The sequence below is a fragment of the Streptomyces sp. NBC_00078 genome (assembly GCF_026343335.1).
GTDB lineage: Bacteria > Actinomycetota > Actinomycetes > Streptomycetales > Streptomycetaceae > Streptomyces.
The window spans coordinates 6566964-6590462 of the sequence record NZ_JAPELX010000001.1; the positions used below are offsets into that span (position 1 = coordinate 6566964).

The window sequence follows — 23499 nt, forward strand, 5'->3', positions numbered from 1 at the left end:
GCTGTCTCAGGCCCTTACCAACGGGTACTCTCAACGCGATATGAGCACCGAGAACCTCCCCCAGAGCCCTGAGCAGCCGCCTCGCAAACCGCGTGTGGCCGTCGTGTTCGGCGGACGCAGTTCCGAACACGGGATCTCCGTGGTCACCGCCGGCGCCGTTCTGCGGGCCGTCGACCGGACCAAGTACGACGTCCTGCCGATCGGCATCACCCGGGACGGCCGTTGGGCCCTCACCGCCGACGAACCGGAACGCATGGCGATCACCGAGCGCCGTACGCCCGACGTCGAGGAGCTCGCCGAGTCGAGCGAGGGCGGCGTGGTGCTCCCCGTCGACCCCGGCAACCGCGAAGTCGTCTACAGCGAGCCCGGATCGGTGCCCAAGGCGCTCGGTGAGGTCGACGTCGTCTTCCCCGTCCTGCACGGCCCGTACGGCGAGGACGGCACCCTGCAGGGCCTGCTGGAGCTCTCCGGCGTCCCGTACGTCGGTTCCGGCGTGCTCGCCTCGGCCGTCGGCCAGGACAAGGACTACATGAAGCGGGTGTTCACCTCCTTCGGGCTCAAGGTCGGCCCGTACGTGGTGATCCGGCCGCGCGAGTGGGAGCAGACCGCCCCGAACGGGGACAGGGGTGCGGCCGCCCGCAAGAAGATCGTGGACTTCGCCGGCGAGCACGGCTGGCCGCTCTTCGTGAAGCCCGCGCGCGCGGGCTCGTCGATCGGTATCACCAAGGTCGACGACCTCTCCGGCCTCGACGAGGCGATCGCCGAGGCCCGGCGGCACGACCCGAAGATCCTGGTGGAGGCCGCACTGCGCGGCCGTGAGATCGAGTGCGGGGTGCTGGAGTTCGAGGACGGCCCGCGGGCGAGCGTGCCCTCGGAGATCCCGCCGCCGGACGCGCACGCGTACTACGACTTCGAGGCCAAGTACATCGACTCGACCCCGGGGATCGTGCCGGCGCCGCTGACGCCGGAGGAGACCGCCGAGGTGCAGCGGCTGGCGGTGGACGCCTTCGAGGCCGCGTCCTGCGAGGGCCTGGTGCGCGCGGACTTCTTCCTCACCGAGGACGGCGAGTTCGTGATCAACGAGATCAACACGATGCCCGGCATGACGCCGATCTCGATGTACCCGCAGATGTGGCAGGCGAGCGGGATCGGCTATCCGGAACTGGTGGAACGGCTCATCCAGGCGGCGTTGCGCAGGTCCACGGGACTTCGCTGACGCAGCAGCGGTTCCAGCACCTGCCGGGACACCACTAGTCGGCGATCCCCTCGGGGATCGCCTTCTTTGTCGAGGGCGCCAGGTCGACCAGCGGTGCCATGCCGTCTCCCGTACGGTCCTTGGGGATGGTGACCTCCACGTACGCCGTGCGCAGTGTCGTGGTGAAGCGGAACGAACCGTCGTCCTGCTTCTGCAGCAGCCAGCCGACCCCGTCGACCTCGACCCCGTCGGATTCGGGGTCGTTCATCTCCGCGGGCCGCTCGACACCGCAGCGCAGTATGATCGCCGGGTCGCCCCAGCCCGCGGTCAGCGCGGAGGCCGGTTCGGGATCCCTGCGATCCTGGCCGTCGACCTTGGACGGCAGCATCGTGTCCAGGTTCTGGCACAGCTTGGTGACCTTCGCGCCCGGGCCGGGAACCGAGGCCCGGGCGCTGTCGTCTGCTGAGGAGCAGCCCGTGGCCGTGATCAGCGTCGCGACCAGAGCGGGCAGCCCGAAAACAGTTCGCTGCCGGTGACGGTAGGAGTTCACCGGCCAAGGGTAGACGGGGGCTACAGATGGACGACCGGGCAGGTCAGGGTGCGGGTGATGCCGTCCACCTGCTGGACTTTGGCGACCACCAGGCGGCCGAGGTCGTCCACGGTGTCGGCCTGGGCCCGCACGATCACGTCATAAGGTCCTGTCACGTCCTCGGCCTGGATGACTCCAGGAATCTTGCTGATCGTCTCGGCGACGGTCGACGCTTTGCCGACCTCCGTCTGGATCAGGATGTACGCCTGTACCACGGAACCTCCAGGGCGGCCACGAGGATCATGTGGGGAAAAGGAACGCCACGGTATCGCGTCGTCACCGGCCGCGGGGAGACCTGCGCGGGCCCGGGACGCCGCGGCCGGGTGCGGGAACGACAGAAGCCGACGGTCACCTCGACCGTAGCGAGGACACTGATGACGCGCGACCGGGCACGGCAAGGGACAGAAGGGGAGCAAGGGAAATGAAGGGCACTGTTGGTGAGCTCGGGGAGTTCGGGCTCATCAGGGAGCTCACCTCCCGTCTCACCACCACCCCGGCGGTCCGGGTGGGCCCCGGCGACGACGCCGCTGTGGTCGCCGCGCCCGACCGCAGGGTCGTGGCCAGCACCGACATCCTGCTGGAGGGCCGGCACTTCCGCCGCGACTGGTCCACCGCCTACGACGTCGGGCGCAAGGCGGCCGCACAGAACCTCGCGGACATCGCCGCCATGGGCGCCGTGCCGACCGCGCTGCTGCTCGGCCTGGTCGTACCCGCCGAACTCCCGGTGACCTGGGCGAGCGAGCTGATGGACGGGCTGCGCGACGAGTGCCAGGTGGCCGGCGCGTCGGTGGTCGGCGGGGATGTCGTACGAGGCGACACGATCATGGTGTCGATCACCGCGCTCGGCGATCTGCGCAACCAGGAGCCGATCACCCGGGGCGGCGCCCAGCCCGGCGACCTGGTCGCCGTCACCGGCTGGCTGGGCTGGTCCGCCGCCGGTTACGCGGTGCTCTCCCGGGGCTTCCGCTCACCGCGCGCGTTCGTGGAGGCGCACCGGCGCCCCGAGCCGCCGTATCACGCGGGCCCGGCCGCCGCCGGACTCGGCGCGACCGCGATGTGCGATGTCAGCGACGGTCTGATCGCCGATCTCGGGCACATCGCCGAGGCCAGCAAGGTCCGTATCGACATCCGTTCCGGTGCGATCGACATCCCGTCCCAGATGAACGACATCGGGCAGGCCGTCGGCGTCGACCCCATGCAGTGGGTGCTCACCGGGGGAGAGGACCACGCGATCGTGGCCACCTTCCCGCCGGACGTGAAGCTGCCGGCCCGCTGGAAGGTGATCGGCGAGGTGCTCAACCCCTCGGCGCTGCCCCAGGTGACGGTCGACGGGGCCCCGTGGACCAGCAAGGGCGGCTGGGACCACTTCGGGGACATCGAGTCATGACCGCCCCTCCCAGGGTCCTCACGGTGGCCGGCTCCGACTGCGGCGGCGGGGCCGGAATCCAGGCCGACCTGAAGACGATGCTCGCGCTCGGCGTGCACGGCATGAGCGTCGTCACGGCGGTCACGGCCCAGAACTCGCTCGGCGTGCAGGGGACTTGGGAGCTGCCGGTGGAGGCCGTGCGGGCCCAGTACCGGAGCGTCGTGGACGACATCGGCGTACAGGCCGTGAAGACCGGAATGCTCGCTTCGGCCGAACTCGTCGAGGCCGTGGCCGAGTTGATCGGCGGCACCGGCGCTCCGGCGGTCGTCGACCCGGTGGGCGTCTCGAAGCACGGCGACTCACTGCTGGCCGCCTCGGCGCTGGAGTCCGTACGGCACAGGCTCCTGCCCCTCGCGACCGTCGCGACGCCGAACCTCGACGAGGTGGCCCAACTCGCCGGTGTGCGGGTCGAGTCGGAGTCTGACCTGCGCGAGGCGGCGGCCGCCGTCCTGTCGTACGGGCCGACGTGGGTGCTCATCAAGGGCGGTCATCTCCCGGGTGAGGCCGTGGACCTGCTCACCGACGGCTCCGAGGAGCACTGGCTGCGCGCCCCTCGCCACGACAACCGGCACACGCACGGCACGGGCTGCACCCTCGCGTCCGCGATCGCGTCGCAGCTCGCGAAGGGACAGTCCGTGCCGCAGGCGGTGGCGGTGGCCAAGGAGTACGTCACCGGGGCGATCTCGGCCGGATTCGCACTCGGCGGCGGGATCGGGCCCGTGGACCACGGGTGGGCCCTCAGGCCCCGGACAGGGCCGGGTACTCCCTCAGCTTGATGTCGGTCGCCGCCTTCTCGGTCAGCTTCTTGAAGAAGCGGGCCAGGGGGCGGGAGCCGAGGACCCGGTACATGCGATCCCGGTTGCGGATGCGCCGCTCGGTCGCCGGGGCGAAGAACGGGCCCGCGTTGCCGGAGATCTTCTGGCAGCCCTTGGCGAAGTCCCGGATCCGGGTCTCGTACTCGGCGGATGCCGAAGCGCATTCGCACGATCCTTGCAGCACACCCGCGGGCGGGCACAGCAAAAAGCCGATCCACCGAGGTGGACCGGCTTCTTACAGCGAACCGGCAGTGGCCGCGCGCTCAGCTGAGCGTCAGCGCGAGACCTTGCCGGCCTTGATGCACGAGGTGCAAGCGTTCAGGCGCTTCGGCGTCCCGCCCACCACGGTACGCACACGCTGGATGTTCGGGTTCCAGCGACGGGACGTACGGCGGTGCGAAAACGAGATGTTGTTGCCGAAGCCCGGCCCCTTGCCGCAGACGTCGCAGTTGGCAGCCACGGGTCACTCCAAAGACTTCAGATGCACTTACGGTTGGATCCCGGCATGCCGGGATCAAGATCGCAGGATCAGAGATCTGAGTGGCGGTGCCAGGGGTATGGCCCGATCAGGATCGGGCAACCGGAGCAGCATACAACGACTGCGCCGGTGCCACGAAACTACCATGGCTGATCAGGGCTCCTCCCGGCCCTCTTCCGGCTGGCACCGGCCCTGGGTCTACGCTGCGTCCAGTCCAGCAGCTCAAGGAGGCGCAGGTGGCGCAGGTGCCGCAGACATTCTTCGATGCTCTCGCGGTGCGTACCTGGTGCGGCCTCGCGCTGGAGAAGCTCGGCCGCGCGCGCGAGGAGATCGACGCGATCAACGTCTACCCCGTGGCCGACGGCGACACGGGCACCAACCTGTATCTGACAGTGGAGTCCGCGGTGGCGGCCGTGGAGGCCGTTTTCGCAGCTCACGCGGTCGGTGCCGGTGCTCTGCCGACCGGTGCAGGGGGCCCGGGGGAGCCCGGGAAGCCGACACTCGCCGACGCGGTGCGCGCGATGGCGCACGGTGCGCTGATAGGCGCCCAGGGGAACTCCGGGACGATCCTGGCGCAGCTGCTGCGCGGCATGGCCCAGGTGTTCGCCGCCGATGGTGGGACACCTCACACCGACAGCTCGGGCCTCCGGCTCGCGCTGCGGCACGCGGCGGACTCCGCCCGCCAGGCCGTCGCCCACCCCGTCGAGGGCACGGTCCTGTCGGTCGCCTCGGCCGCCGCCGACGCGGCCGGGAGAGCCGGGGGCGACTGCGGGACGGTCGCACGGGCGGCCTACGAGGGAGCGTGCACGGCGCTGGCCGAGACTACGGGACAGCTGGCCGTGCTGGGGCGCGCCGGGGTGGTCGATGCCGGCGGGCGCGGGCTGGTGGCGGTGCTCGCGGCGCTGGTGGAGACGTTCACGGGGGAGGCGCCGGGGGCGGTTGTTTCCGGCGGGCACGCGCGCGTGGGGACGGTGGTGGCGGGCGGCGGCCCGGAGACTGGACCGGCCGTGGACGAAGGAGCGTCTCCGGCCGACGCCGGAGACTGCGCCGACGCCCCGCAGGAGGACGGTCCCGCCTTCGAGGTGATCTACCTGCTGGAGGCCGAGGACGCGGCCATGACGAGGCTGCGGACCCGGCTCGACGCCCTCGGGGACTCTCTGGTCGTGGTCGGCGGCGACGGGCTGTGGAACGTCCACGTGCACGTGGACGACGCGGGCGCCGCCGTGGAGGCGGGCGTCGAGGCCGGACGGCCGTACCGGATCCGGATCACCCACTTCGGGCTCGGCGACGTACACACGCGCGGGGGCGCACGTCCGCCCAGGGAGCCGGTCCAGCGGGCGGTCGTGGCCGTGGTGCCGGGCGAGGGGCTGGCCGGGCTGTACACCGAGGCCGGTGCGACCACCGTGCTCGCGCGCCCCGGGGAGCCGCCCGTGAGCGGCGAGCTGGTCGACGCCGTACGGCGGGCACACGCGCGCGAGGTCGTGCTGCTGCCCAACGACGCCGACCTGCGCCACACCGCGGCCGCGGCGGCCGAACAGGCACGCACCGAGGGGATCCGCGTGGCCCTGATCCCGACCCGCTCCGCGGTCCAGGGGATCGCGGCGCTCGCCGTGCACGAGCCCGGGCGCCGTTTCGACGAGGACGTCGTGTCGATGACGTCGGCGGCGGGCGCGACCCGTTACGCCGAGGTCGCCGTCGCCGAGCGGCAGTCCTGGACCATGGCGGGCATCTGCCAGGCCGGTGACGTGCTCGGTCTCATCGAGGGCGACGTGGCCGTGATCGGCTCGGACGTCACCGGCACCGCCGAGACCGTCCTGGACCGCATGCTCCAGGCCGGCGGTGAGCTGGTCACCCTCGTCCTCGGCGACGAGGCCCCGGAGTCCGTCGCCGACCAGCTGGAGGCACGCGTGCGGGAGTCCTATCTCGCCGTCGACACGGTGGTGTACCGGGGCGGACGACAGGGGGCGCTCCTGCTGATCGGCGTCGAGTAGCGCGTCGGCAGGCTTTCTGCTTCCGGGCCTGCGAGGCCTGCTGCGCAAGCCCGGTCTCCTGCTCCTGGGTTTCCAGAGTCTGCTGCGCGTCAGCCGGATTCCTGTTCCCGGGCCTTCAGGGGGTGCGTGCTGGGGGTGGGCCGGGCTCCTGCTTCCGGATCTTCAGGGTCTGCGCCGCGTCAGTTGGCCCCTTGCTTCCGGGGCTACAGCAGTTGCTCCGTCTCAGCCGGCCCCTTGGTTCGGGGTCTTCAGCGGCTGCGCCGCGTCAGTTGGCCCCTGCTCCCGGCCTGCAGCAGCTGCTCCGCGTCAGCCGGCCTCCTGCTCCCGGATCTCCAGCAGCTGCTCCGCCTCCGCCCGTCGTTCCTGCGCCGTCTCGTCCTCGTCGTCGGGGCCGTCGTATGCCGCGAGGACCGCACGCGCGTGTGCCACCGCGCGGGCGGGGCGGCCGAGGTCGGCCTCCAGCCAGCCTGCGGCTAGCTCGGCGCCGGTACGGCTGTCCAGGGCGTCGTCCCCCAGGGCGGCGAACACCGCGATCGCCTCGGTGACCTGGGACAGGGCGTCTTCGAGGGCGGCCCGGATCGAGTCGTCGTCGGCGTCCTCCGAGGCGGAACGGGAGAGCAGGTCACCGAACTGGCGGTGGGTGTGCCCGAGTTCCGCGACGAGCCGCCCCCGCGCCTCCTCGTCGGTCCCGGCGGCGCCCAGCGCGGCCTCGCACTCCCGGACCGCGCCCGCCATCAACTCCCGTGCCGCACCAGTCCCGTCCTGCGTGCCCGCACGCAGCTCCAGCCACGCGCGGGCGCGCAGTGAGCGGACCAGGCCGTGGACGTTGCCGAGCGAGCGCCACAGGTCGCCCGCGCGCGCGTAGGCCCGGTCCGCCTCGGCGGGCAGACCCGCCGCCCCGAGCGACTCGCCGGCGAGATGGGCGAGCGTCGCGTGGTCGTGCTGCTCGGGCCAGTGGCGGGCGATCTCGGCTGCCTGCAGCCGCCGTTCGGCCGCCTCACGGTGCTCGCCCAGTTCGCTCAGACAGTCGCCGAGCCACCACAGCGTCTGGACCACCGCTCCGTCGCCGTGCGTCTCGGCCCTCAGGTCGGGCAGCGCCGACTCCAGCATCTCCGCGGCCTCGGCCCACCGTTCCCGGCGCAGCAGGAACCCGCCGAGCTGCTGCCGGGCCCAGGCACCGTAGGTCTGGCCCTCGCCCGCCTCGTCGGCCCAGTGCGCCGCCTCCAGGGCGTGCTCCGAGGCCTCCACGAACAGCCCCCGGCCGCCGAGCACCTCGGCGAGCTGAAGGTGCAGCTGAGCCCTCCCGACCGCCTCCAGATGGGCTCCGCCGTGGTCCAGGGCCGCCCGCAAAGCCCGCTCCGCGCCCGAGATGTCGCCCAGGTGATGGGCCAGCCCCGCCAGTTGCGCCTCGTACTCCACCGCGAACCACGGCAGTCCGGCCTCCACGAAGCCGGCCGTCGCCCGCCCGAAGAGGTCCACGGCCCCCTCCAGGTCCCCACGGCGCATCGCCAGCTCCGCGAGCATGGACTGCCCCTCGGCGCCCCGCGCGGCGATCCGCACGTCGTCACCGGCGTACCCGCCGACCAGGGTGAGAAGCTCGCGCACGGACGTCTCGGCGTCGGCGAGAGCCGTTTCGCCAACCGTCCCATCCGCCGGTTCGCCGGCGTCCTGGACCCGCCGCATCAGGATCCGCGCCCGCCCCATCAGCACGGACGCCGTCTGCCGTACGCCGGTCGCGTCCTCGGCATAGAGCGCCAGCACCCGGTCGTACGGCTCGGCGACCGCCGCGAGCGCCTCGTCCACCCGGCCCGTCAGAGCGCGTACGTACGCCGCACGCGTGTGTGCCGCCAGTGCCTCGCCAAGGTCGCCCGCCTCCTCGTACAGCCCGGCGGCCCGTTCGAACAGTTCGGCACCCTCCGGGCCCCGGTCCATCGCCTCGTGGTCGACGATCTCCGCGCGGTCGCGGGCGCCCAGCTCGACGCCCTCGGCGGCGCGCGCGACCGCCGCCCAGGCCTCCATGGCGTTCGGCTGCAGGGTGTCCGACATCCGGCGTGCCTCGGTCAGCAGGTCCGGCAGGTCCGGCAGGTCCGGCGCGTTCGCTGTCACGGCGGCCGGCACCGGCACCGTGGGCGCGGAGAGCGGGCGGACCGTCGTACGCACCCCGAGCGGCAGCCGGTCCACCAGGGGGCGCTGCGCCATACGCGCGCGTGCCCGGTCGCTGACGTACGAGGTGCCGTTTCGCTCGTCGAAACGGGCGGCCAGGGCGAGGGCCTCCGCACGCGTGTGTGCGGCGAGTTCGCGTGCCGTCCACGTCCGGCCGGCCGGTCCGGGCACCTGCCGGTCGCCGGGGCCTGTCTCGCCGAGGCGCTCCATGAGCAGTGTCACCACGCTGAGGAAGTCCAGCCTGCTGCGCGGCTGCCCGGTGTCCGTGAAGTACGCCGGTCGCTCCGCGAGCAGCTCCAGGCCCCGCGCCTCGTTGCCCGTCAACGCGCAGAACTCCACGTGGTCCGCGTACGCGCCGCGCATGCTCTCCATGCCCCGCACCAGCCTGAAGCCCCGCAGATGGTGCGCCCGTGCCTCGTCCGTGCGGCCCAGCCGCAGGAGGGGCGTCAGGGAGGACGCGAGGACGGTGTGCGGCTCGTGGGCGCAGGTGAACTCGCCCTCCAGGACCGGCGCCCACAGCCGAAGCGCCTCGGCGTCCCGTCCCCGCTCCACCTGCCACCAGCCCTGCCCGTGCAACTCGCACGCATGGCAGTCGGCCATGTCGTCCCGGTCGGCGGCCAGCCACGCGGCGTACGCACGCTCCGCGCGCGCGAGGTCCCCGAGGTGTGCGGCCACGCTGAACTCGGCGCTGCGCACGGCCCGTTCGGAGTGCCCGGCGAGCCGGTAGCGGTGCTCCATCTCGCCGAGCCACTTCTCGATGGAGGCGAGCGGCACGTGCGGCTGGTCGAGCATGCCGGACGACATCCACTTGAAGACCCAGTGCAGCGAGTGCACCTCGTACGCGTCGAAGTCCTCGGGCCGTTCGTCCCACATGCGCAGCAGACGCGCGAAGGGGACGAACATCTTGTCCTTCTCGGAGCTGTAGTTGTAGACCTTCAGCTGGTGTCCGAGCGCCTCGATCACGGCGAGCGGGAGGCCCAGCCGCTCGGCCTCGACGAGCAGCTGCTCCGCGCGCGCGTTGCGTGCGGGGCCCTCCGGGCGCCCGGCGTTCTCCGTCATCGCCCGGCGCAGGGAGTCGAAGTCCGTGATCTCACCCATCAGTGACCGCCCCCCGGGGAGTCGCCCGTCGCGTCGGAATCGCCATGGGTCGCCCATTCCAGCAGGCCGATGAACGACCGGTACAGCAGCGCCGTGTCCGCCGGCCGCAACGGTCGCTGCGCCATCAGCAGCGCCTGGCCGTACAGGGACTCCGTGGCGGTGCCGATCAGTTCCGGGTCGCCGAGCGCACTGATCCGCCGGATCAGCGGGTTGAGGTGGTTGAGCACCAGACGCGCGCGGGGAGTGCTGCCCCGCAGCGACCCGAGAATCCCCGCCCACAGGTCGTCGGCCTGCTCCTCGGCCTCCGCGCGGGCCTGTTCGTGCCGGACCGCCCGGTCGTCGAGGTGCAGCGCGGGAACGGAGAGGGGGTGGAAGGCCCGCAGCACCACGTCACACGCCAGAGGGTCGAGCTTGGCCCGCGCGGCCGCCAGGAATCCCGACAGTGCCAGTTCCTCCGCCGGATCCACGGCATCCAGATGTGCCGTCACGGTGTCCGCGTCCAGCTCGGCGACCACCGTCCCGGGCCGCACCGACGGCAGCGCCTCGACCAGCTCGCTGTCGTACGTGTAGCCGCCGTTGATCACCCCGACGCCCTGCGCGGACGCGATCGGCGCGACCTGCCGGTACTCCTCTACGGTCCGCGTGAAGTGCACCACCGGGTGCCGCTGCGCGAACTCCTCCAGGGACAGCCGCCCGTCGGTGGTCTCGAAGGGCAGCCAGGGCAGCATCGTGCGCAGCATCTCCGTGTCGTGCCGCGCCAGGGACTTCACCCCCAGGTGGTGCACCGACAGGAAGTCCGCCAGCCGCTCAGGATCGCCGGCCGCGAGCCCCGTCAGCCAGGACCGGATCCTTTCGCCGAGCGCCTCCCGCACGGCGGCCAGCGTCTCGTCCTCGTACAGCGACTCGCGCGAGGCCGTGGGCCGCAGGCTGTCCGTGTCCAGCACACAGCGCACGAAGAACGCCCAGTCGGGCAGCAGCTGTTCGGCCCGCTCGGTCAGCAGCATGCCCTTGAGGTGCACGCGATGCGTCGCCCGCTGGGCCGGGCTGACCGCCAACGGCAGGACGTACGCCACCCCGCGGATCCCGGCGAGCGGCACGTTCAGCTCGATCGAGTCCAGCGGGGTGAAGCCGAACAGCTCGTGACAGTGCCGCGCCAGGGCCACACGGCGGTTGGCGGGGGAGGGGTAGGGCCGGTCCCAGGGCGCGGGCAGATCAGTGACCGCCTCGTCGCCGACCCGGACGTCGTAGGGCAGCAGGGAACCGAAGTCCCGCGCCAGCGTGAGCACCCGCTCGGGCGTGAGCCACTCCCCGGCCCCCGCCCGCGCCACCAGATGCACGGTGGTGCCCGGTTCGGGCCGCGCCGCGTGCGGCAGCGTCCGCACGGTGTACGAACCGTCGTCGCTCGCCGTCCACTCCACGGGCGCCGCGTCCGGCGTACGGGCGCTGCGGCTGACGACCCGGATCCGCTCGGCGACCACGAAACAGGCCAGCAGACCGATGCCGAACTGCCCGAGGAAGTCGGAGCGCACCTGCCGGATGCCGTCGGCGATCTCCTCGGCACGCTTGGAGCTGCGCCCGATGGTCGCGAGCAGGCTGTGCACGTCCGACTCGGTGAGCCCGACCCCCGTGTCCTCGACACGCAGGGTCCCCGCCTGGGCGTACAGCCGCACCAGCCCCGGCGCGTCGGGCTGCTCCGCACGCCGGGCGGTGATGGCGTCCACGGCGTTCTGCAGCAGCTCCCGCAGATAGACCCTGGGGCTGGAGTAGAGGTGATGGGAGAGCAGGTCCACCAGACCACGCAGGTCCACCTGGAACGTGTGCGGTGACTGGGGTGACGGTGACTGGGACGGCTGGGATGACTTCGAGGTCTGGGAGTCCATCGTCGCAGCGCCGGTGGGGGGAGTTCGCGACGGCGCGGGGTCGGGCGGTCCCTGATGGGGCGGTGACCGCGGGGGAGGCCGGAGCGCGTCATCCTACGGCCGGAACGAGCCGTCTGACCAGGGGTTTCGGGAGACGTATACGGCAATGTCAGTGGTGTGGTGTGCAATGGATCTCGTGCCCGCACTGGAAGAACCGCTGAAGAAGGTGCTCGGACCACCCACCGCGAAGGTGATGGCCGAGAACCTCGGCCTGCACACCGTCGGCGACCTCCTGCACCACTACCCGCGCAGATACGAGGAGCGTGGCCAGCTCACCCACCTCGCCGACCTCCCCATGGACGAGCACGTCACGGTGGTCGCCATGGTCGCCGACGCCCGCCTGCACACCTTCGCCTCCTCCAAGGCCCCCCGCGGCAAGGGTCAGCGCCTGGAGGTCACCATCACCGACGGCAGCGGCCGTCTCCAACTGGTCTTCTTCGGCAGCGGTGTTCACAAGCCCCACAAGGAACTCCTGCCGGGCACACGCGCGATGTTCGCGGGCAAGGCCTCCGTCTTCAACCGTCGCCTGCAACTGGCCCATCCGGCCTACGAGTTGCTGCGAGGCGACAGCGAGGAGACGGTCGAGACCTGGGCAGGCGCCCTCATCCCCATCTACCCGGCCACCGCCAAACTGGAGTCCTGGAAGATCGGCAAGGCCCTCCAGACGGTCCTGCCCAGTGCGCAGGACGCCGTCGACCCCCTTCCGCCCACGCTCCGCGAGGGCCGAGGCCTGGTCCCCCTCCCCGAGGCCCTCCTCAAGATCCACCGCCCGCACACCAAGGCCGACATCGAGGACGCCCGCGCCCGCCTCAAGTGGGACGAGGCCTTCGTCCTCCAGGTGGCCCTCGCCCGGCGCCGCCACGCCGACGCCCAACTCCCGGCGGTCGCCCGCAAACCCAAGCCCGACGGCCTCCTGGCGGCATTCGACGACCGCCTCCCCTTCACCCTCACCGAAGGTCAGCAGAAGGTCTCCAAGGAGATCTTCGACGACCTGGCGACCGAGCATCCGATGCACCGGCTGCTGCAGGGCGAGGTGGGTTCCGGCAAGGCACAGCCCCTTGACTCTCTCGTGCTCACTCCTGCCGGTTTCCGCCGCATGGGCGACATGGCGGTGGGGGACGAGGTCGTCGTTCCGGACGGCGGCCTCGCGCTCATCGACGGCGTGTTCCCGCAAGGGGAGCGTGAGGTCTGGCGCTTGGTCCTCTGCGATGGAAGCTCCGTCGAGTGTGACGACGAGCACCTCTGGATCGTCGGCACGAAGGGTGGATGGCAGCGAGGCCGGACCCCCGAGGTCATGAAGACTCGAGAGCTCCGGCGGGACATGTTCACAGCCGACGGATCCCCGAAGTGGTACATCCCGGCAGCCGCGCCGGTCGATCTCGGAGGCGACTTCGCGCTGCCGCTCGATCCGTATCGGTCGGGGCTCCGGCTGGGAGAGGGGTCATCACCCGGGGAATCCGTCCCGGACCCCTTCAAGAACACTTCGGTCAAGAACCGTCACGCCCTGCTGCAAGGCCTTCTGGACGCCGACGGCACCGTCGGCGAGGACGGCTTGAGCATCTCCCTGTGCTCGGCCTCGCGCAGCCTCGCCGACGACGTCGCCTGGCTGGTCCGATCGCTGGGCGGCCGGGCCCAGGTGCTGTCGAAGAACGCCGCCTTCGAGGTCTCGGTGGCCCTGCCTGACGAGTACGCACCGTTCCGGCTCACCCGCAAAGCCGGGCGAGTGCGCCCGGGTCCAGGGCACGAGACGTTCCGTACGTTCCATCGAGGCATCCGTGCCGTCGAGTACGTGGGACGAAAACCCGTGCAGTGCATCAGCGTCGCTCACCCGAGCCACGCCTACGTCACCGACAACTTCACGGTCACCCACAACACGATGGTGGCTCTGCGCGCCATGCTCGCCACGGTCGACGCCGGTGGTCAGGCCGCCATGCTCGCGCCGACCGAGGTCCTCGCCCAGCAGCATCACCGCTCGATCACCGAGATGATGGGCGACCTGGCCGAGGGCGGCATGCTCGGCGGAGTCGAGCACGCCACCAAGGTGGTGCTGCTCACCGGCTCGATGGGGACGGCCGCGCGCCGCCAGGCCATGCTGGACCTCGTCACCGGTGAGGCCGGAATCGTGATCGGCACGCATGCGCTGATCGAGGACAAGGTCCAGTTCCACGACCTGGGCCTCGTCGTCGTCGACGAACAGCACCGCTTCGGCGTCGAACAGCGCGACGCCCTGCGTGGCAAGGGCAAGCAGCCTCCGCACCTCCTCGTCATGACAGCCACCCCCATCCCCCGCACGGTCGCCATGACCGTCTTCGGCGACCTGGAGACCTCGGTCCTCGACCAGCTCCCCGCCGGCCGCTCCCCGATCGCCAGCCATGTCGTCCCCGCCGCCGACAAGCCCCACTTCCTGGCCCGCGCCTGGGAGCGTGTCCGCGAGGAGGCCGGCAACGGCCACCAGGCGTACGTCGTCTGCCCCCGCATCGGCGACGAGGAGGACGACCCGAAGAAGTCCGGCAAGAAGAAGTCCCCCGAGGACGAGGCCGAGAAGCGCCCCCCGCTCGCCGTCCTCGACGTGGCCGGCCAACTCGCCAAGGGCCCCCTTCAGGGCCTTCGCGTCGAGGTGCTGCACGGCCGCATGCACCCCGACGACAAGGACGCGGTCATGCGCCGCTTCGCGGCCGGCGACACGGACGTCCTGGTGGCCACCACGGTCATCGAGGTGGGAGTCAACGTCCCGAACGCCACCGCCATGGTGATCATGGACGCCGACCGCTTCGGCGTCTCCCAGCTCCACCAGCTGCGGGGGCGGGTGGGCCGGGGTTCGGCGGCCGGCCTCTGCCTCCTGGTCACCGAGATGCCGGAGGCGAGCGCCGCCCGCCAGCGCCTCAACGCCGTCGCCGCCACTCTGGACGGCTTCGAACTCTCCCGTATCGACCTGGAACAGCGCCGCGAGGGCGACGTCCTGGGCCAGGCCCAGTCCGGCGCCCGCACCTCCCTGAAGGTCCTCGCCGTCATCGAGGACGAGGAGGTCATCGCGGAGGCACGGGAAGAAGCGGCGGCGGTCGTGGCCGCGGACCCGGAGCTGACCGCTCTCCCAGGCCTGCGGACGGCTCTGGACGCTCTCCTGGACGACGAAAGGGAGCAGTACTTGGAGAAGGGGTGAAAGGGGTGAGGTGTGGCGCCCCGAAAGGGGCCGGGTGCTGTTTCGCCATGCGGCTCCGCGGCACGGGCGAGAACAGCCACGACGGACCGCCTGCCAGACTGGATCCGTAACCACCCCGAGAAACACCCCCCCGAGAACCACCCCCGAAAACCACCCCGAACAAGGACCCGAGATGACTCGCGTGATCGCCGGAAAAGCCGGGGGACGCCGCCTGACCGTTCCGCCGGGGAACGGCACCCGCCCCACCTCCGACCGCGCGCGCGAAGGCCTCTTCTCCACCTGGCAGTCCCTCCTCGGCGGCCCCCTGCACGGCGAACGGGTCCTCGACCTGTACGCCGGCTCGGGCGCAGTGGGCCTTGAGGCCCTCTCCCGCGGCGCCGGCCACACCCTCCTGGTCGAGGCGGACGCCAGAGCTGCCCGCACGGTCCGGGACAACGTCAAGAGCATCGGCCTTCCCGGCGCCGAGGTGCGGGCCGGCAAAGCGGAACAGATCGTCCAGACCCCGGCGCCGGCGGAGCCGTACGACATCGTCTTCCTCGACCCTCCGTACGCCGTCACGGACGACGATCTTCGCGAGATCCTCCTCACACTCCGCTCTGGGGGCTGGCTCGCGCCGGAAGCCCTCGTCACCGTGGAGCGCAGCACCAGAGGCGGCGAATTCAGGTGGCCGGACGATTTCGAAGCGATCAGGGCCCGTCGTTACGGCGAGGGAACGTTTTGGTACGGTCGCGCCGCCTCTACGTGCGAAGACGCACGATGACCGGACCGGAGAGCGAGGGATCACTAGTGCGCCGCGCCGTCTGTCCCGGGTCGTTCGACCCGATCACCAACGGACATCTCGACATCATTTCCCGCGCCTCCCGTCTGTACGACGAGGTCTACGTCGCGGTCATGATCAACCAGTCGAAGAAGGGCCTGTTCGAGATCGAGGAGCGGATCGACCTGATCGGCCAGGTCACCGCCGAATACGGAAACGTGAGGGTCGAGGCCTTCCACGGTCTCCTCGTCGACTTCTGCAAGCAGCGCGACATCCCCGCCATCGTCAAGGGCCTGCGCGCCGTCAGCGACTTCGACTACGAGCTGCAGATGGCCCAGATGAACAACGGGCTCTCCGGCGTGGAGACCCTCTTCGTGCCCACCAACCCGACCTACAGCTTCCTGTCCTCCTCGCTCGTCAAGGAGGTCGCGACCTGGGGCGGAGACGTCTCCCACCTGGTCCCGCCGCTGGTCCTCCAGGCCCTCAACAAGCGCCTGCGCAAGGACTGATGGGGCCAAGGGGCTGATGGGGCTACAGTCGTCCCGTCCGTCTCCAACACATCGGTAGAGAGTGGCGAGCACACGGTGGACGTGCAGAAGAAGCTCGACGAGATCGTCGCGGCGGTCTCCAGTGCCCGGGCCATGCCCATGTCGGCCTCGTGCGTGATCAACCGCGCCGATCTGCTCGCCCTGCTGGAAGAGGTGCGCGCGGCCATGCCCGACTCCCTGGCCCAGGCGCAGGAGCTGATCGGCGGCCGCGAGGAGATGGTCGAGCAGGCCCGCCAGGAGGCCGACCGGATCATCGGCCAGGCGCACGCCGAGCGCGGCTCGCTGATCTCCGACACCGAGGTCGCCCGCCGCTCCCAGGCCGAGGCCGACCGCATCCTCACCGAGGCCCGCCAGGAGGCCGAGGAGATCCGCGCCGAGGCCGACGACTACGTCGACTCCAAGCTCGCCAACTTCGAGGTCGTCCTCACCAAGACGCTCGGCTCCGTCGGCCGCGGCCGCGAGAAGCTGCTCGGCACCGGTCCGGGTGTCGACGAACAGGGCTACGAGGACGAGGACGCCCCCGAGCGCAGCCACGACCCGGAGACCCTGCGCAAGGACGCCGATGCCTACGTCGACGTCAAGCTCGGCGCCTTCGAGGCGGTCCTCGCCAAGACCCTGGAGGCCGTCGGCCGCGGCCGCCAGAAGCTGCACGGCCGGATCGCCACCGACGACCTCGGTGCCCTCGCCGACGATGCCGCCGCCCTGCAGCACTCCAGCGACGCCGACTACCTGACCGACCTCGCCGCCCTCACGCAGCAGGAGACCACCCAGGCCGAGCAGTCCGCCCAGCAGCGGGCGTACGCGGAGCCACAGCCGGCATACGGCTACCAGCAGCAGACCGAGCCCTACGCCGGCGGCTACCAGCAGCAGGGCTACGGCGGACAGGACGCCTACGGCTACCAGCAGGCCGATCCGTACGCGTACCAGGGCTACGACGCCCAGCAGGCGGCGTACGACCCGAACCAGGGGCAGCAGGCACACCAGGTGCAGCAGGGCCACCAGGCGCATCAGGACCACCAGGCGTACGCCCTCGACGAGACCAGCCTCTTCGACACCGGCATGATCACGCCCGAGCAGCTCAGGGCGTACGAGCAGGGCCGAGGCCAGTAAGGAACCACCGGATTGGGCCGTGAGGGAAAGGTCCAGTATCCTGGCTCTTCGGTCGCGTGTACGTCCGCGATCTGCGCTGCCCGGCAACACCGAGGGCAGCGTCCCTCTGAGCTCGAAGATCGAAAGCAGGAATGGCTCTGAACGCCCGCCTCGACCACCGCAAGCCTCTCGTGTTCGACACACACGAGCTGGGGCGGCGGCCCGGTGCGCTGCAGCGCCTGACCCGCCAGATCGACGCTCCCAAGGATCTCGGGATCGCGGGAGTCATCGGAGTGCCGGAAGGCGCCCCGCTGGAGCTCGCACTCCGGCTCGAGTCGGTCATGGAAGGGGTGCTTGTCACAGGCACCGCCCGTGCACAGGCCGAGGGGGAGTGCGTAAGGTGTCTGGAGCCGCTAGAGCTGGTGCTCGAAGCGGAATTCCAGGAGATGTTCTCGTACCATGACGCCGACGATCGGGGCCGCCCCAGGGCGGAGCCGACCGACGACGCCGAGGGATCCGCAGAAAACGAGGACAGGCTCTTCATCGAGGACGGACTGTTCGACCTCGAACCCGTGCTGCGGGATGCGGTGGTGCTCGCACTGCCGATGCAGCCGGTGTGCCAGGACGACTGCCTGGGCCTGTGCTCCGAGTGCGGAGCGCGACTCACGGACGACCCGGACCACCACCACGATGCCGTCGACATCCGTTGGGCGGCACTGCAGGGACTCGCCGGTTCACTCGAAGATGGCGAGAAGGACGAGATGAGCGGCGCTGACGCGGAAGCGGGCGTCGACGAGAAGCAGGAGAAGTAGCCGTGGCTGTTCCGAAGCGGAAGATGTCGCGCAGCAACACGCGCCACCGCCGGTCGCAGTGGAAGGCTGCGGTCCCCACCCTGGTTGCGTGCGAGCGCTGCCACGAGCCCAAGCTGCAGCACATTGCGTGCCCGTCTTGCGGCACTTATAACAAGCGCCAGGTCCTCGAGGTCTGAGCGGCTGGTGAGAGGCACCGTGTCCACTGCCAAGAAGGCGGATGACGCCAAGGCGGACCCATCCGCCAAGAAGAAAGCGGACAACACGGCCTCGTCCCACACGCTTCTGGAAGGGCGGCTCGGGTACAAGCTCGAGTCCGCCCTTCTGGTGCGTGCGCTGACCCACCGTTCGTACGCATACGAGAACGGCGGTCTGCCGACCAACGAGCGGCTGGAGTTCCTCGGGGACTCCGTGCTGGGCCTCGTGGTCACGGACACGCTGTACACCACCCACCCCGACCTGCCCGAAGGCCAGCTGGCCAAGTTGCGGGCCGCGGTGGTCAACTCACGTGCGTTGGCGGAGGTCGGTCGTGGTCTCGACCTGGGCTCATTCATCCGGCTCGGCCGGGGTGAAGAAGGCACAGGCGGCCGGGACAAGGCGTCCATCCTCGCCGACACCCTTGAAGCGGTGATCGGCGCGGTCTATCTCGACCAGGGCCTCGACGCGGCCTCCGAACTGGTGCATCGCCTGTTCGACCCGCTGATCGAGAAGTCCTCGAACCTCGGGGCCGGCCTGGACTGGAAGACCAGCCTCCAGGAGCTCACCGCGACCGAGAGCCTCGGCGTGCCCGAGTACCTGGTCACGGAGACCGGCCCCGATCACGAGAAGACCTTCACTGCTGCCGCCCGCGTCGGAGGCGTCTCGTACGGCACCGGCACCGGCCGCAGCAAGAAGGAGGCGGAGCAGCAGGCCGCCGAGTCCGCATGGCGGTCCATCCGGGCCGCAGCGGACGAGCGCGCCGAGAAGGCGGCAGCCGAGAAGGCCGCCCTGGACGGCGACGAAGGCCCGACGTCCGTCTCTGCCTGACGAACAGCGCCTCCTGAGCAGCGCCCGTCCCCGCCGCGGGGCGGGCGCTGCGTTCATCCACAGTGTTTTGGTACGGGGGTTGTGATGCCCGAGTTGCCCGAGGTCGAGGTCGTCCGGCGCGGCCTGGAGCGGTGGGTCGCCCACCGTGTCGTCGCCGACGCCGAGGTGCTGCACCCGCGTGCCGTACGCCGTCACATCGCCGGCGCCGACGACTTCGCGCACCGCCTCAAGGGGCATCGCGTCGGTGTCCCGAGCCGCCGCGGCAAATACCTGTGGCTCCCCCTGGAGGACACCCACCAGTCGGTCCTGGCGCACCTCGGCATGAGCGGGCAGCTCCTGGTCCAGCCGGCCGCGGCTCCCGACGAGAAGCACCTCAGAGTCCGCGTGAGGTTCGCGGACACGCTGACATCAGCCGCTGCCGCGGCGGGTGCCACCGAGCTCCGCTTCGTGGACCAGCGCACCTTCGGCGGGCTGTCGTTGCACGACAACACCCCTGACGGCCTGCCCGACGTCATCGCGCACATCGCGCGCGACCCCCTGGACCCGCTGTTCGACGACGAGGCCTTCCACCAGGCCCTGCGCCGCAAGCGCACCACCATCAAACGGGCCCTGCTGGACCAGTCGTTGATCAGCGGAGTCGGCAACATCTATGCGGACGAGGCGCTTTGGCGCGCCCGTGTCCACTACGAGCGCCCGACGGCCGGCTTCACCCGCCCGCGCACGGCCGAACTCCTCGGCCACGTAAGGGATGTGATGAACGCTGCGCTCTCCGTCGGCGGCACCAGCTTCGACAGCCTCTACGTCAACGTCAACGGGGAGTCGGGTTACTTCGACCGCTCGCTCGACGCGTACGGCCGTGAAGGTCTGCCGTGCAAGAGGTGCGGTACGCCGATGCGCAGGCGTCCCTGGATGAACCGGTCCAGCTACTTCTGCCCGAAGTGTCAGAGGCCGCCGCGGGCCGAGTCGTAACGCTCCCGCGAGGCGAGGACGTCGTCCATGCGGCCCTCCACCAGGTGGATGAGGCCCAGCAATCGCTCGGTGACGTCATGGCCGAGCGGGGTCAGTTCGTAGTCCACGCGGGGCGGGTTCGTCGGCTGCGCCTCGCGGTGCACCAGGCCGTCGCGCTCCAGTGCGTGCAGGGTCTGGGACAGCATCTTCTCGCTCACGCCGTCGACGCGTCGGCGCAGTTCGTTGAAGCGCAGCCTGCCCTCGTACAGAGCGCCGAGCGTGAGCCCGCCCCAGCGGCCCGTCACATGCTCCAGGGTGCCGCGCGAGGGACAGGCCTTGGCGAACACGTTGTACGGGAGGTCGTCCGCCTCCGTGCGCTCCTGCGGGGTGTCCATCCCAGTGTCCATCCCTCAAGCGTACTCGAACGCAGCGCTAACCCGCAGGTTGCACTAACCAAAAGTTAGTGCTTTCCTTTGGTTGCCGCCAGTGAAGTGTCTATTTCAGGAGTGCGCATCGTGACCAACCCCGTTGTCTCCATCGCCTACCACTCCGGCTACGGCCACACCGCTGTCCTTGCCGAGGCCGTCCGCTCCGGTGCCGTCGAGGCGGGTGCCGAGGTGCACCTGATCAAGGTCGACGAGATCACCGACGAGCAGTGGGCGCTCCTGGACGGCTCGGACGCAGTCGTCTTCGGCTCGCCGACCTACATGGGCACGGCGTCCGGCGCCTTCCACGTCTTCGCGGAGGCGTCCTCGAAGCGCTGGTTCGGGCAGGACTGGAAGGACAAGCTGGCGGCCGGCTTCACCAACTCCGGGTCCAAGAGCGGCGACAAGCTCAGCACGCTGCAGTTCTTCCAGGTCCTCGCCGGGCAGCACGGAATGCACTGGGTCAACCTCGGCCTGCTGCCGGGCTGGAACAACAGCGAGGGCTCCGAGCACGACCTCAACCGCCTCGGATTCTTCGCCGGTGCCGCCGCCTCGACCAACGTCGACGAGGGCCCGGACGCCGTCCACAAGGCGGACATCCAGACCGCGCAGCACCTGGGCCGCCGGGTGACGGAGACGGCGCGGGTGTTCCTGCTGGGCCGGGCCGCCTGACCGGCCTCCGGTCGGGCAACGTTCGCCGGGCACGGGCCCGGCACTCCCCCCGGCCTCCGGCCGGGGCCCCAGATCACGCACCGGACGCCGCTCCTTTGCGGGCAAACCGTGCCCGCCGGGGCGCTAGTAGCCGAAGTCCTGCGTCCACCAAGGACCGCCGGTCCCGAAGTGCACACCGACCCCGAGGGTCTTGAAGTCGCAGTTCAGGATGTTGGCGCGGTGGCCGGGGCTGTTCATCCAGGCCTCCATCACCGCGGCCGCGTCCGCCTGGCCCCGGGCTATGTTCTCGCCGCCGAGGTTGGATATGCCGAGCTTCGACGCCCGGTCCCAGGGCGTGGCGCCGCTGGGGTCGGTGTGGTCGAAGAAGTCGTCGGCGGCCATGGCCTTGCTGAAGGTCTCGGCCAGGTCCGACAGGGTGCTGTTGGCGGCCACCGCGCTGCAGCCGACCTTGGCCCGCTGTTCGTTGACCAGCTTGAGCACCTCCGCCTCGGCGGCGGCCTCCGCGGAGACCGTCACCGGGGCGGTGGTCTCCTTCGGCGGCTTGGTCTCCTTCTTCGAAGGCGTCGTCTTCGGCTTCTTGGAGGGCGTCGCCGTCGGCTTCTTCGTCGGCGCCTCGGTCGGCGCCGCCGTGGACGTGGACGTGGACGGGCTCGGCGACGGCGATGCCGAACGGTCCGCGTCGCGGCTCGTCGAGGACCCGCCGTCCCGGCCCCGGACGCTGCCGGACGTGCCGCCCTGCTCGCTCGCCGAGTTGGTCGGCGTGCTCGCGGCCTGCACCTTGTCGCCGCCACCGCCGCCGAGCTTGTAGTTGTCGAGGCCGGGCATCGAACCCGTGGCGACCGCGACCGTGCCGATGGCGACGGCGGCGGAGACGCCGAGCAGACCGGTCTTCACCGGCGTCGCGGCCCTCTTCTTGCGGCGACGCGACCCGCCGCGCCCGGAGCCCCCTCCGGACGCCGGCCCGTGCTCCGGGAAGACCGTGGCGTAGTCGTCCTCCGTGGCGAACAGGTACGCGGCACTCCTCGCGGAGGACTCGGCGTACTCCTCGGAGTTCAGATAAGGGGCGATCCCCAGGACAGGCCGCTCGTCACCCGCCGCCTGGGCCTCCGGCGGGTCGTAGCTGTACGAGTACTGCCGGGGGTCGTAGCTGCTCGTGTGCGAGCCGTCCCTTCCTGTGACCCCCGTGGCGCGGCCGGTGGCGGCGCGGCCGGCGGCTGAGCGTCGGTGGCGTCCCATGTTCTGGCCTTCCTCGTCCTGGCGGCCAAACCGCCCGATATGATCTTGCGGGGTGACCCAACTCACTCGATCGAGTGAGTTTCATATGAGATTCATTGGGTGGGGACGGTACCGCATGGCGCCAGAGGAGGAAGTGTCCCGAGAGACATCGGCCCGTTAGGTTGCACTCATGAGCGAGGATGTGCGACTGGTCGCCTGGGTGCGGGGACGCGTCCAAGGTGTGGGTTTCCGCTGGTTCACACGGGCCAAGGCCCTTGAGCTCGGTGCCCTGAGTGGTTTTGCTCTCAATTTGGGGGACGGGCGGGTCCAGGTGGTCGCCGAGGGCCCGCGCGAGCGGTGCGACGGGCTCCTCGACTGGCTCCGGGGCGACGACACGCCCGGCCGGGTCGACGGTGTCACCGAGATCTGGGACACACCCCGCGGTGGGTACGACGGCTTCGCCATCCGCTGAGCACATTCTCCGAAGAGGCCCGGGCGGAGGCGGACGGACGTGCCACCGGAGGCCGCCCGGAGCAGAAATTGCCTGGTGGTTGTCAAGAACCGCTTGTCGTGGCAGGCTCCGCACCTAAGAATGATCGCCACGCCCTGAGGGCCCCGTATCAGTCGCAGCGCCGCCGGTTCAGGCCGCGCGCCCCGGGGTTGCCCGCCAATACGGGGCGTGATCGTGTTGACCGTCAAACTTTTTGGTGAGACGCTGAAAGCACCCCGCGCACCTTAGCTGTTTGGCATGGATGAACAGCAGCAAGAACTCAAGAGTGTCAAGCACCGCGGGTGCGATTCCCTCACGACCCACACCGCTTCGGTCGGTCACTCAGTGTGGAGGACCATCCATCATGGCAAAGGCGCTTCTCGGTTACGTCGGCGGCTCCGACCCTCGACTCCTCGCCGAGATGCGACGGCTCCAGCAGCGCGTCCAGGACCTGGAATCCGAGCTCGGACGAATCCAGGCGGAGAACGACGCGCTCGCGGCTGCCGCTTCTCACGACAGGATCATGGAGAGCATGAGCATCGACGCACACCAGGCGGAGCCTGCGCTCACCTGATCACTGCATCGCACCACGACAGCAGTGGTTGGGCCGCCCGTATCAACCGCTAAGTTGTCAGAGTTTCAGAGTTCAGAGTTTGCAAGGGACGTTTCGGCGTCCCTTCTTTCTT

General features: G+C 70.5%; 22 protein-coding genes and 1 pseudogene. 15 read left to right on the forward strand and 8 right to left on the reverse strand.

The features are described 5' to 3' along the window. The first annotated feature begins 40 nt into the window (after positions 1-40). Complete coding sequence (locus OOK07_RS30995) at positions 41-1216, forward strand: D-alanine--D-alanine ligase family protein (RefSeq protein WP_266799729.1); 1176 nt, start codon at positions 41-43, stop codon at positions 1214-1216. A 34-nt stretch (positions 1217-1250) separates the two neighbouring features. Here the strand turns inward: OOK07_RS30995 and OOK07_RS31000 are convergent, their stop codons facing one another. After that, entirely contained in the window at positions 1251-1745 is a 495-nt protein-coding gene (locus tag OOK07_RS31000; RefSeq protein ID WP_266685055.1) for a DUF3515 domain-containing protein, read from the reverse strand. 20 nt (positions 1746-1765) lie between these two features. Next, the gene (locus OOK07_RS31005; RefSeq protein ID WP_020121007.1) at positions 1766-1999 is read right to left on the reverse strand and encodes an Lrp/AsnC family transcriptional regulator; all 234 of its coding nucleotides are present in this window, start codon (positions 1997-1999) and stop codon (positions 1766-1768) included. Between the two features lie 206 nt (positions 2000-2205). Between OOK07_RS31005 and OOK07_RS31010 the strand changes: the two genes are divergently transcribed. After that, complete coding sequence (locus OOK07_RS31010) at positions 2206-3171, forward strand: thiamine-phosphate kinase (RefSeq protein WP_266522089.1); 966 nt, start codon at positions 2206-2208, stop codon at positions 3169-3171. After that, entirely contained in the window at positions 3168-3986 is an 819-nt protein-coding gene (gene thiD / locus OOK07_RS31015) for a bifunctional hydroxymethylpyrimidine kinase/phosphomethylpyrimidine kinase (RefSeq protein WP_266799732.1), read from the forward strand. Before OOK07_RS31010 ends, thiD begins: the two co-directional genes overlap by 4 nt. Here the strand turns inward: thiD and OOK07_RS31020 are convergent. Together OOK07_RS31020 and rpmB are read right to left on the reverse strand one after the other, a co-directional pair. Continuing rightward, a pseudogene (locus tag OOK07_RS31020) lies at positions 3949-4182 on the reverse strand (FAD-dependent oxidoreductase); the annotation flags it as partial. The gene thiD and the pseudogene OOK07_RS31020 sit on opposite strands and share 38 nt — an antisense overlap. A gap of 117 nt (positions 4183-4299) precedes the next feature. Further along, positions 4300-4485 carry a 50S ribosomal protein L28 gene (gene rpmB, locus OOK07_RS31025; protein WP_266685057.1) on the reverse strand — a complete coding sequence of 62 codons (186 nt, stop codon included), beginning with the start codon at positions 4483-4485 and terminating at the stop codon, positions 4300-4302. Between the two features lie 254 nt (positions 4486-4739). Here rpmB and fakA point away from each other — a divergent pair, with 254 nt between their 5' ends. Continuing rightward, positions 4740-6494: a fatty acid kinase ATP-binding subunit FakA gene (gene fakA / locus OOK07_RS31030; protein ID WP_266799734.1), complete on the forward strand. Its 1755-nt coding sequence runs from the start codon at positions 4740-4742 to the stop codon at positions 6492-6494. A gap of 306 nt (positions 6495-6800) precedes the next feature. Here fakA and OOK07_RS31035 read toward each other — a convergent pair whose 3' ends face one another. Together OOK07_RS31035 and OOK07_RS31040 are read right to left on the reverse strand one after the other, a co-directional pair. Then, the gene (locus OOK07_RS31035) at positions 6801-9755 is read right to left on the reverse strand and encodes a tetratricopeptide repeat protein (RefSeq protein WP_266799736.1); all 2955 of its coding nucleotides are present in this window, start codon (positions 9753-9755) and stop codon (positions 6801-6803) included. Further along, complete coding sequence (locus OOK07_RS31040; RefSeq protein ID WP_266799737.1) at positions 9755-11635, reverse strand: HSP90 family protein; 1881 nt, start codon at positions 11633-11635, stop codon at positions 9755-9757. Before OOK07_RS31040 ends, OOK07_RS31035 begins: the two co-directional genes overlap by 1 nt. A gap of 166 nt (positions 11636-11801) precedes the next feature. Between OOK07_RS31040 and OOK07_RS31045 the strand changes: the two genes are divergently transcribed. The 8 genes from OOK07_RS31045 to mutM all read left to right on the forward strand — a co-directional run bounded on the left by OOK07_RS31045 (position 11802) and on the right by mutM (position 20032). Next, complete coding sequence (locus tag OOK07_RS31045) at positions 11802-14834, forward strand: helicase-related protein (protein WP_266799739.1); 3033 nt, start codon at positions 11802-11804, stop codon at positions 14832-14834. Positions 14835-15006: 172 nt separating this feature from the next. After that, positions 15007-15594 carry a 16S rRNA (guanine(966)-N(2))-methyltransferase RsmD gene (gene rsmD, locus OOK07_RS31050; RefSeq protein WP_266685062.1) on the forward strand — a complete coding sequence of 196 codons (588 nt, stop codon included), beginning with the start codon at positions 15007-15009 and terminating at the stop codon, positions 15592-15594. 26 nt (positions 15595-15620) lie between these two features. After that, on the forward strand, positions 15621-16100 hold the full coding sequence (gene coaD / locus OOK07_RS31055) for a pantetheine-phosphate adenylyltransferase (RefSeq protein WP_266802087.1): 480 nt from the start codon (positions 15621-15623) through the stop codon (positions 16098-16100). A 75-nt stretch (positions 16101-16175) separates the two neighbouring features. Beyond that, complete coding sequence (locus OOK07_RS31060; RefSeq protein ID WP_266799741.1) at positions 16176-17249, forward strand: DivIVA domain-containing protein; 1074 nt, start codon at positions 16176-16178, stop codon at positions 17247-17249. A 131-nt stretch (positions 17250-17380) separates the two neighbouring features. After that, positions 17381-18040 carry a YceD family protein gene (locus OOK07_RS31065; RefSeq protein WP_266685064.1) on the forward strand — a complete coding sequence of 220 codons (660 nt, stop codon included), beginning with the start codon at positions 17381-17383 and terminating at the stop codon, positions 18038-18040. Between the two features lie 2 nt (positions 18041-18042). Next, complete coding sequence (gene rpmF, locus OOK07_RS31070; RefSeq protein WP_007493396.1) at positions 18043-18216, forward strand: 50S ribosomal protein L32; 174 nt, start codon at positions 18043-18045, stop codon at positions 18214-18216. 7 nt (positions 18217-18223) lie between these two features. Further along, positions 18224-19063: a ribonuclease III gene (rnc, locus tag OOK07_RS31075; RefSeq protein ID WP_266522110.1), complete on the forward strand. Its 840-nt coding sequence runs from the start codon at positions 18224-18226 to the stop codon at positions 19061-19063. Positions 19064-19147: 84 nt separating this feature from the next. Then, positions 19148-20032, forward strand: coding sequence for a bifunctional DNA-formamidopyrimidine glycosylase/DNA-(apurinic or apyrimidinic site) lyase (gene mutM / locus OOK07_RS31080; protein WP_266685065.1), 885 nt, complete (start codon positions 19148-19150; stop codon positions 20030-20032). On the opposite strand, the gene OOK07_RS31085 is transcribed toward mutM, so the two are convergent. Further along, complete coding sequence (locus OOK07_RS31085) at positions 20005-20406, reverse strand: winged helix-turn-helix transcriptional regulator (protein ID WP_266802088.1); 402 nt, start codon at positions 20404-20406, stop codon at positions 20005-20007. The two genes, mutM and OOK07_RS31085, sit on opposite strands and share 28 nt — an antisense overlap. Positions 20407-20526: 120 nt before the next feature. On the opposite strand from OOK07_RS31085, the gene OOK07_RS31090 reads away from it, so the two are divergent. Continuing rightward, entirely contained in the window at positions 20527-21108 is a 582-nt protein-coding gene (locus tag OOK07_RS31090) for a flavodoxin family protein (RefSeq protein WP_266799743.1), read from the forward strand. A gap of 123 nt (positions 21109-21231) precedes the next feature. Here the strand turns inward: OOK07_RS31090 and OOK07_RS31095 are convergent, their stop codons facing one another. Continuing rightward, entirely contained in the window at positions 21232-22344 is a 1113-nt protein-coding gene (locus tag OOK07_RS31095; RefSeq protein ID WP_266799744.1) for a CAP domain-containing protein, read from the reverse strand. 169 nt (positions 22345-22513) lie between these two features. On the opposite strand from OOK07_RS31095, the gene OOK07_RS31100 reads away from it, so the two are divergent. Together OOK07_RS31100 and OOK07_RS31105 are read left to right on the forward strand one after the other, a co-directional pair. Further along, positions 22514-22795 carry an acylphosphatase gene (locus tag OOK07_RS31100; RefSeq protein ID WP_266522118.1) on the forward strand — a complete coding sequence of 94 codons (282 nt, stop codon included), beginning with the start codon at positions 22514-22516 and terminating at the stop codon, positions 22793-22795. A 382-nt stretch (positions 22796-23177) separates the two neighbouring features. Continuing rightward, positions 23178-23387, forward strand: coding sequence for a hypothetical protein (locus OOK07_RS31105; RefSeq protein ID WP_266522119.1), 210 nt, complete (start codon positions 23178-23180; stop codon positions 23385-23387). Positions 23388-23499: the final 112 nt, after the last annotated feature.

Excerpts from the sequence above, each read along its gene's own strand:
- rsmD (WP_266685062.1), top strand. The coding sequence starts at position 15,007 with ATGACTCGCGTGATCGCCGGAAAAGCCGGGGGACGCCGCCTGACCGTT.
- OOK07_RS31105 (WP_266522119.1), top strand. The coding sequence starts at position 23,178 with ATGGCAAAGGCGCTTCTCGGTTACGTCGGCGGCTCCGACCCTCGACTC.
- OOK07_RS31085 (WP_266802088.1), bottom strand. The coding sequence starts at position 20,406 with ATGGACACCCCGCAGGAGCGCACGGAGGCGGACGACCTCCCGTACAAC.
- OOK07_RS31010 (WP_266522089.1), top strand. The coding sequence starts at position 2,206 with ATGAAGGGCACTGTTGGTGAGCTCGGGGAGTTCGGGCTCATCAGGGAG.
- OOK07_RS31065 (WP_266685064.1), top strand. The coding sequence starts at position 17,381 with ATGGCTCTGAACGCCCGCCTCGACCACCGCAAGCCTCTCGTGTTCGAC.
- OOK07_RS31045 (WP_266799739.1), top strand. The coding sequence starts at position 11,802 with ATGGATCTCGTGCCCGCACTGGAAGAACCGCTGAAGAAGGTGCTCGGA.
- thiD (WP_266799732.1), top strand. The coding sequence starts at position 3,168 with ATGACCGCCCCTCCCAGGGTCCTCACGGTGGCCGGCTCCGACTGCGGC.
- OOK07_RS31095 (WP_266799744.1), bottom strand. The coding sequence starts at position 22,344 with ATGGGACGCCACCGACGCTCAGCCGCCGGCCGCGCCGCCACCGGCCGC.
- OOK07_RS31100 (WP_266522118.1), top strand. The coding sequence starts at position 22,514 with ATGAGCGAGGATGTGCGACTGGTCGCCTGGGTGCGGGGACGCGTCCAA.
- OOK07_RS31040 (WP_266799737.1), bottom strand. The coding sequence starts at position 11,635 with ATGGACTCCCAGACCTCGAAGTCATCCCAGCCGTCCCAGTCACCGTCA.
- OOK07_RS30995 (WP_266799729.1), top strand. The coding sequence starts at position 41 with ATGAGCACCGAGAACCTCCCCCAGAGCCCTGAGCAGCCGCCTCGCAAA.
- mutM (WP_266685065.1), top strand. The coding sequence starts at position 19,148 with ATGCCCGAGTTGCCCGAGGTCGAGGTCGTCCGGCGCGGCCTGGAGCGG.
- OOK07_RS31035 (WP_266799736.1), bottom strand. The coding sequence starts at position 9,755 with ATGGGTGAGATCACGGACTTCGACTCCCTGCGCCGGGCGATGACGGAG.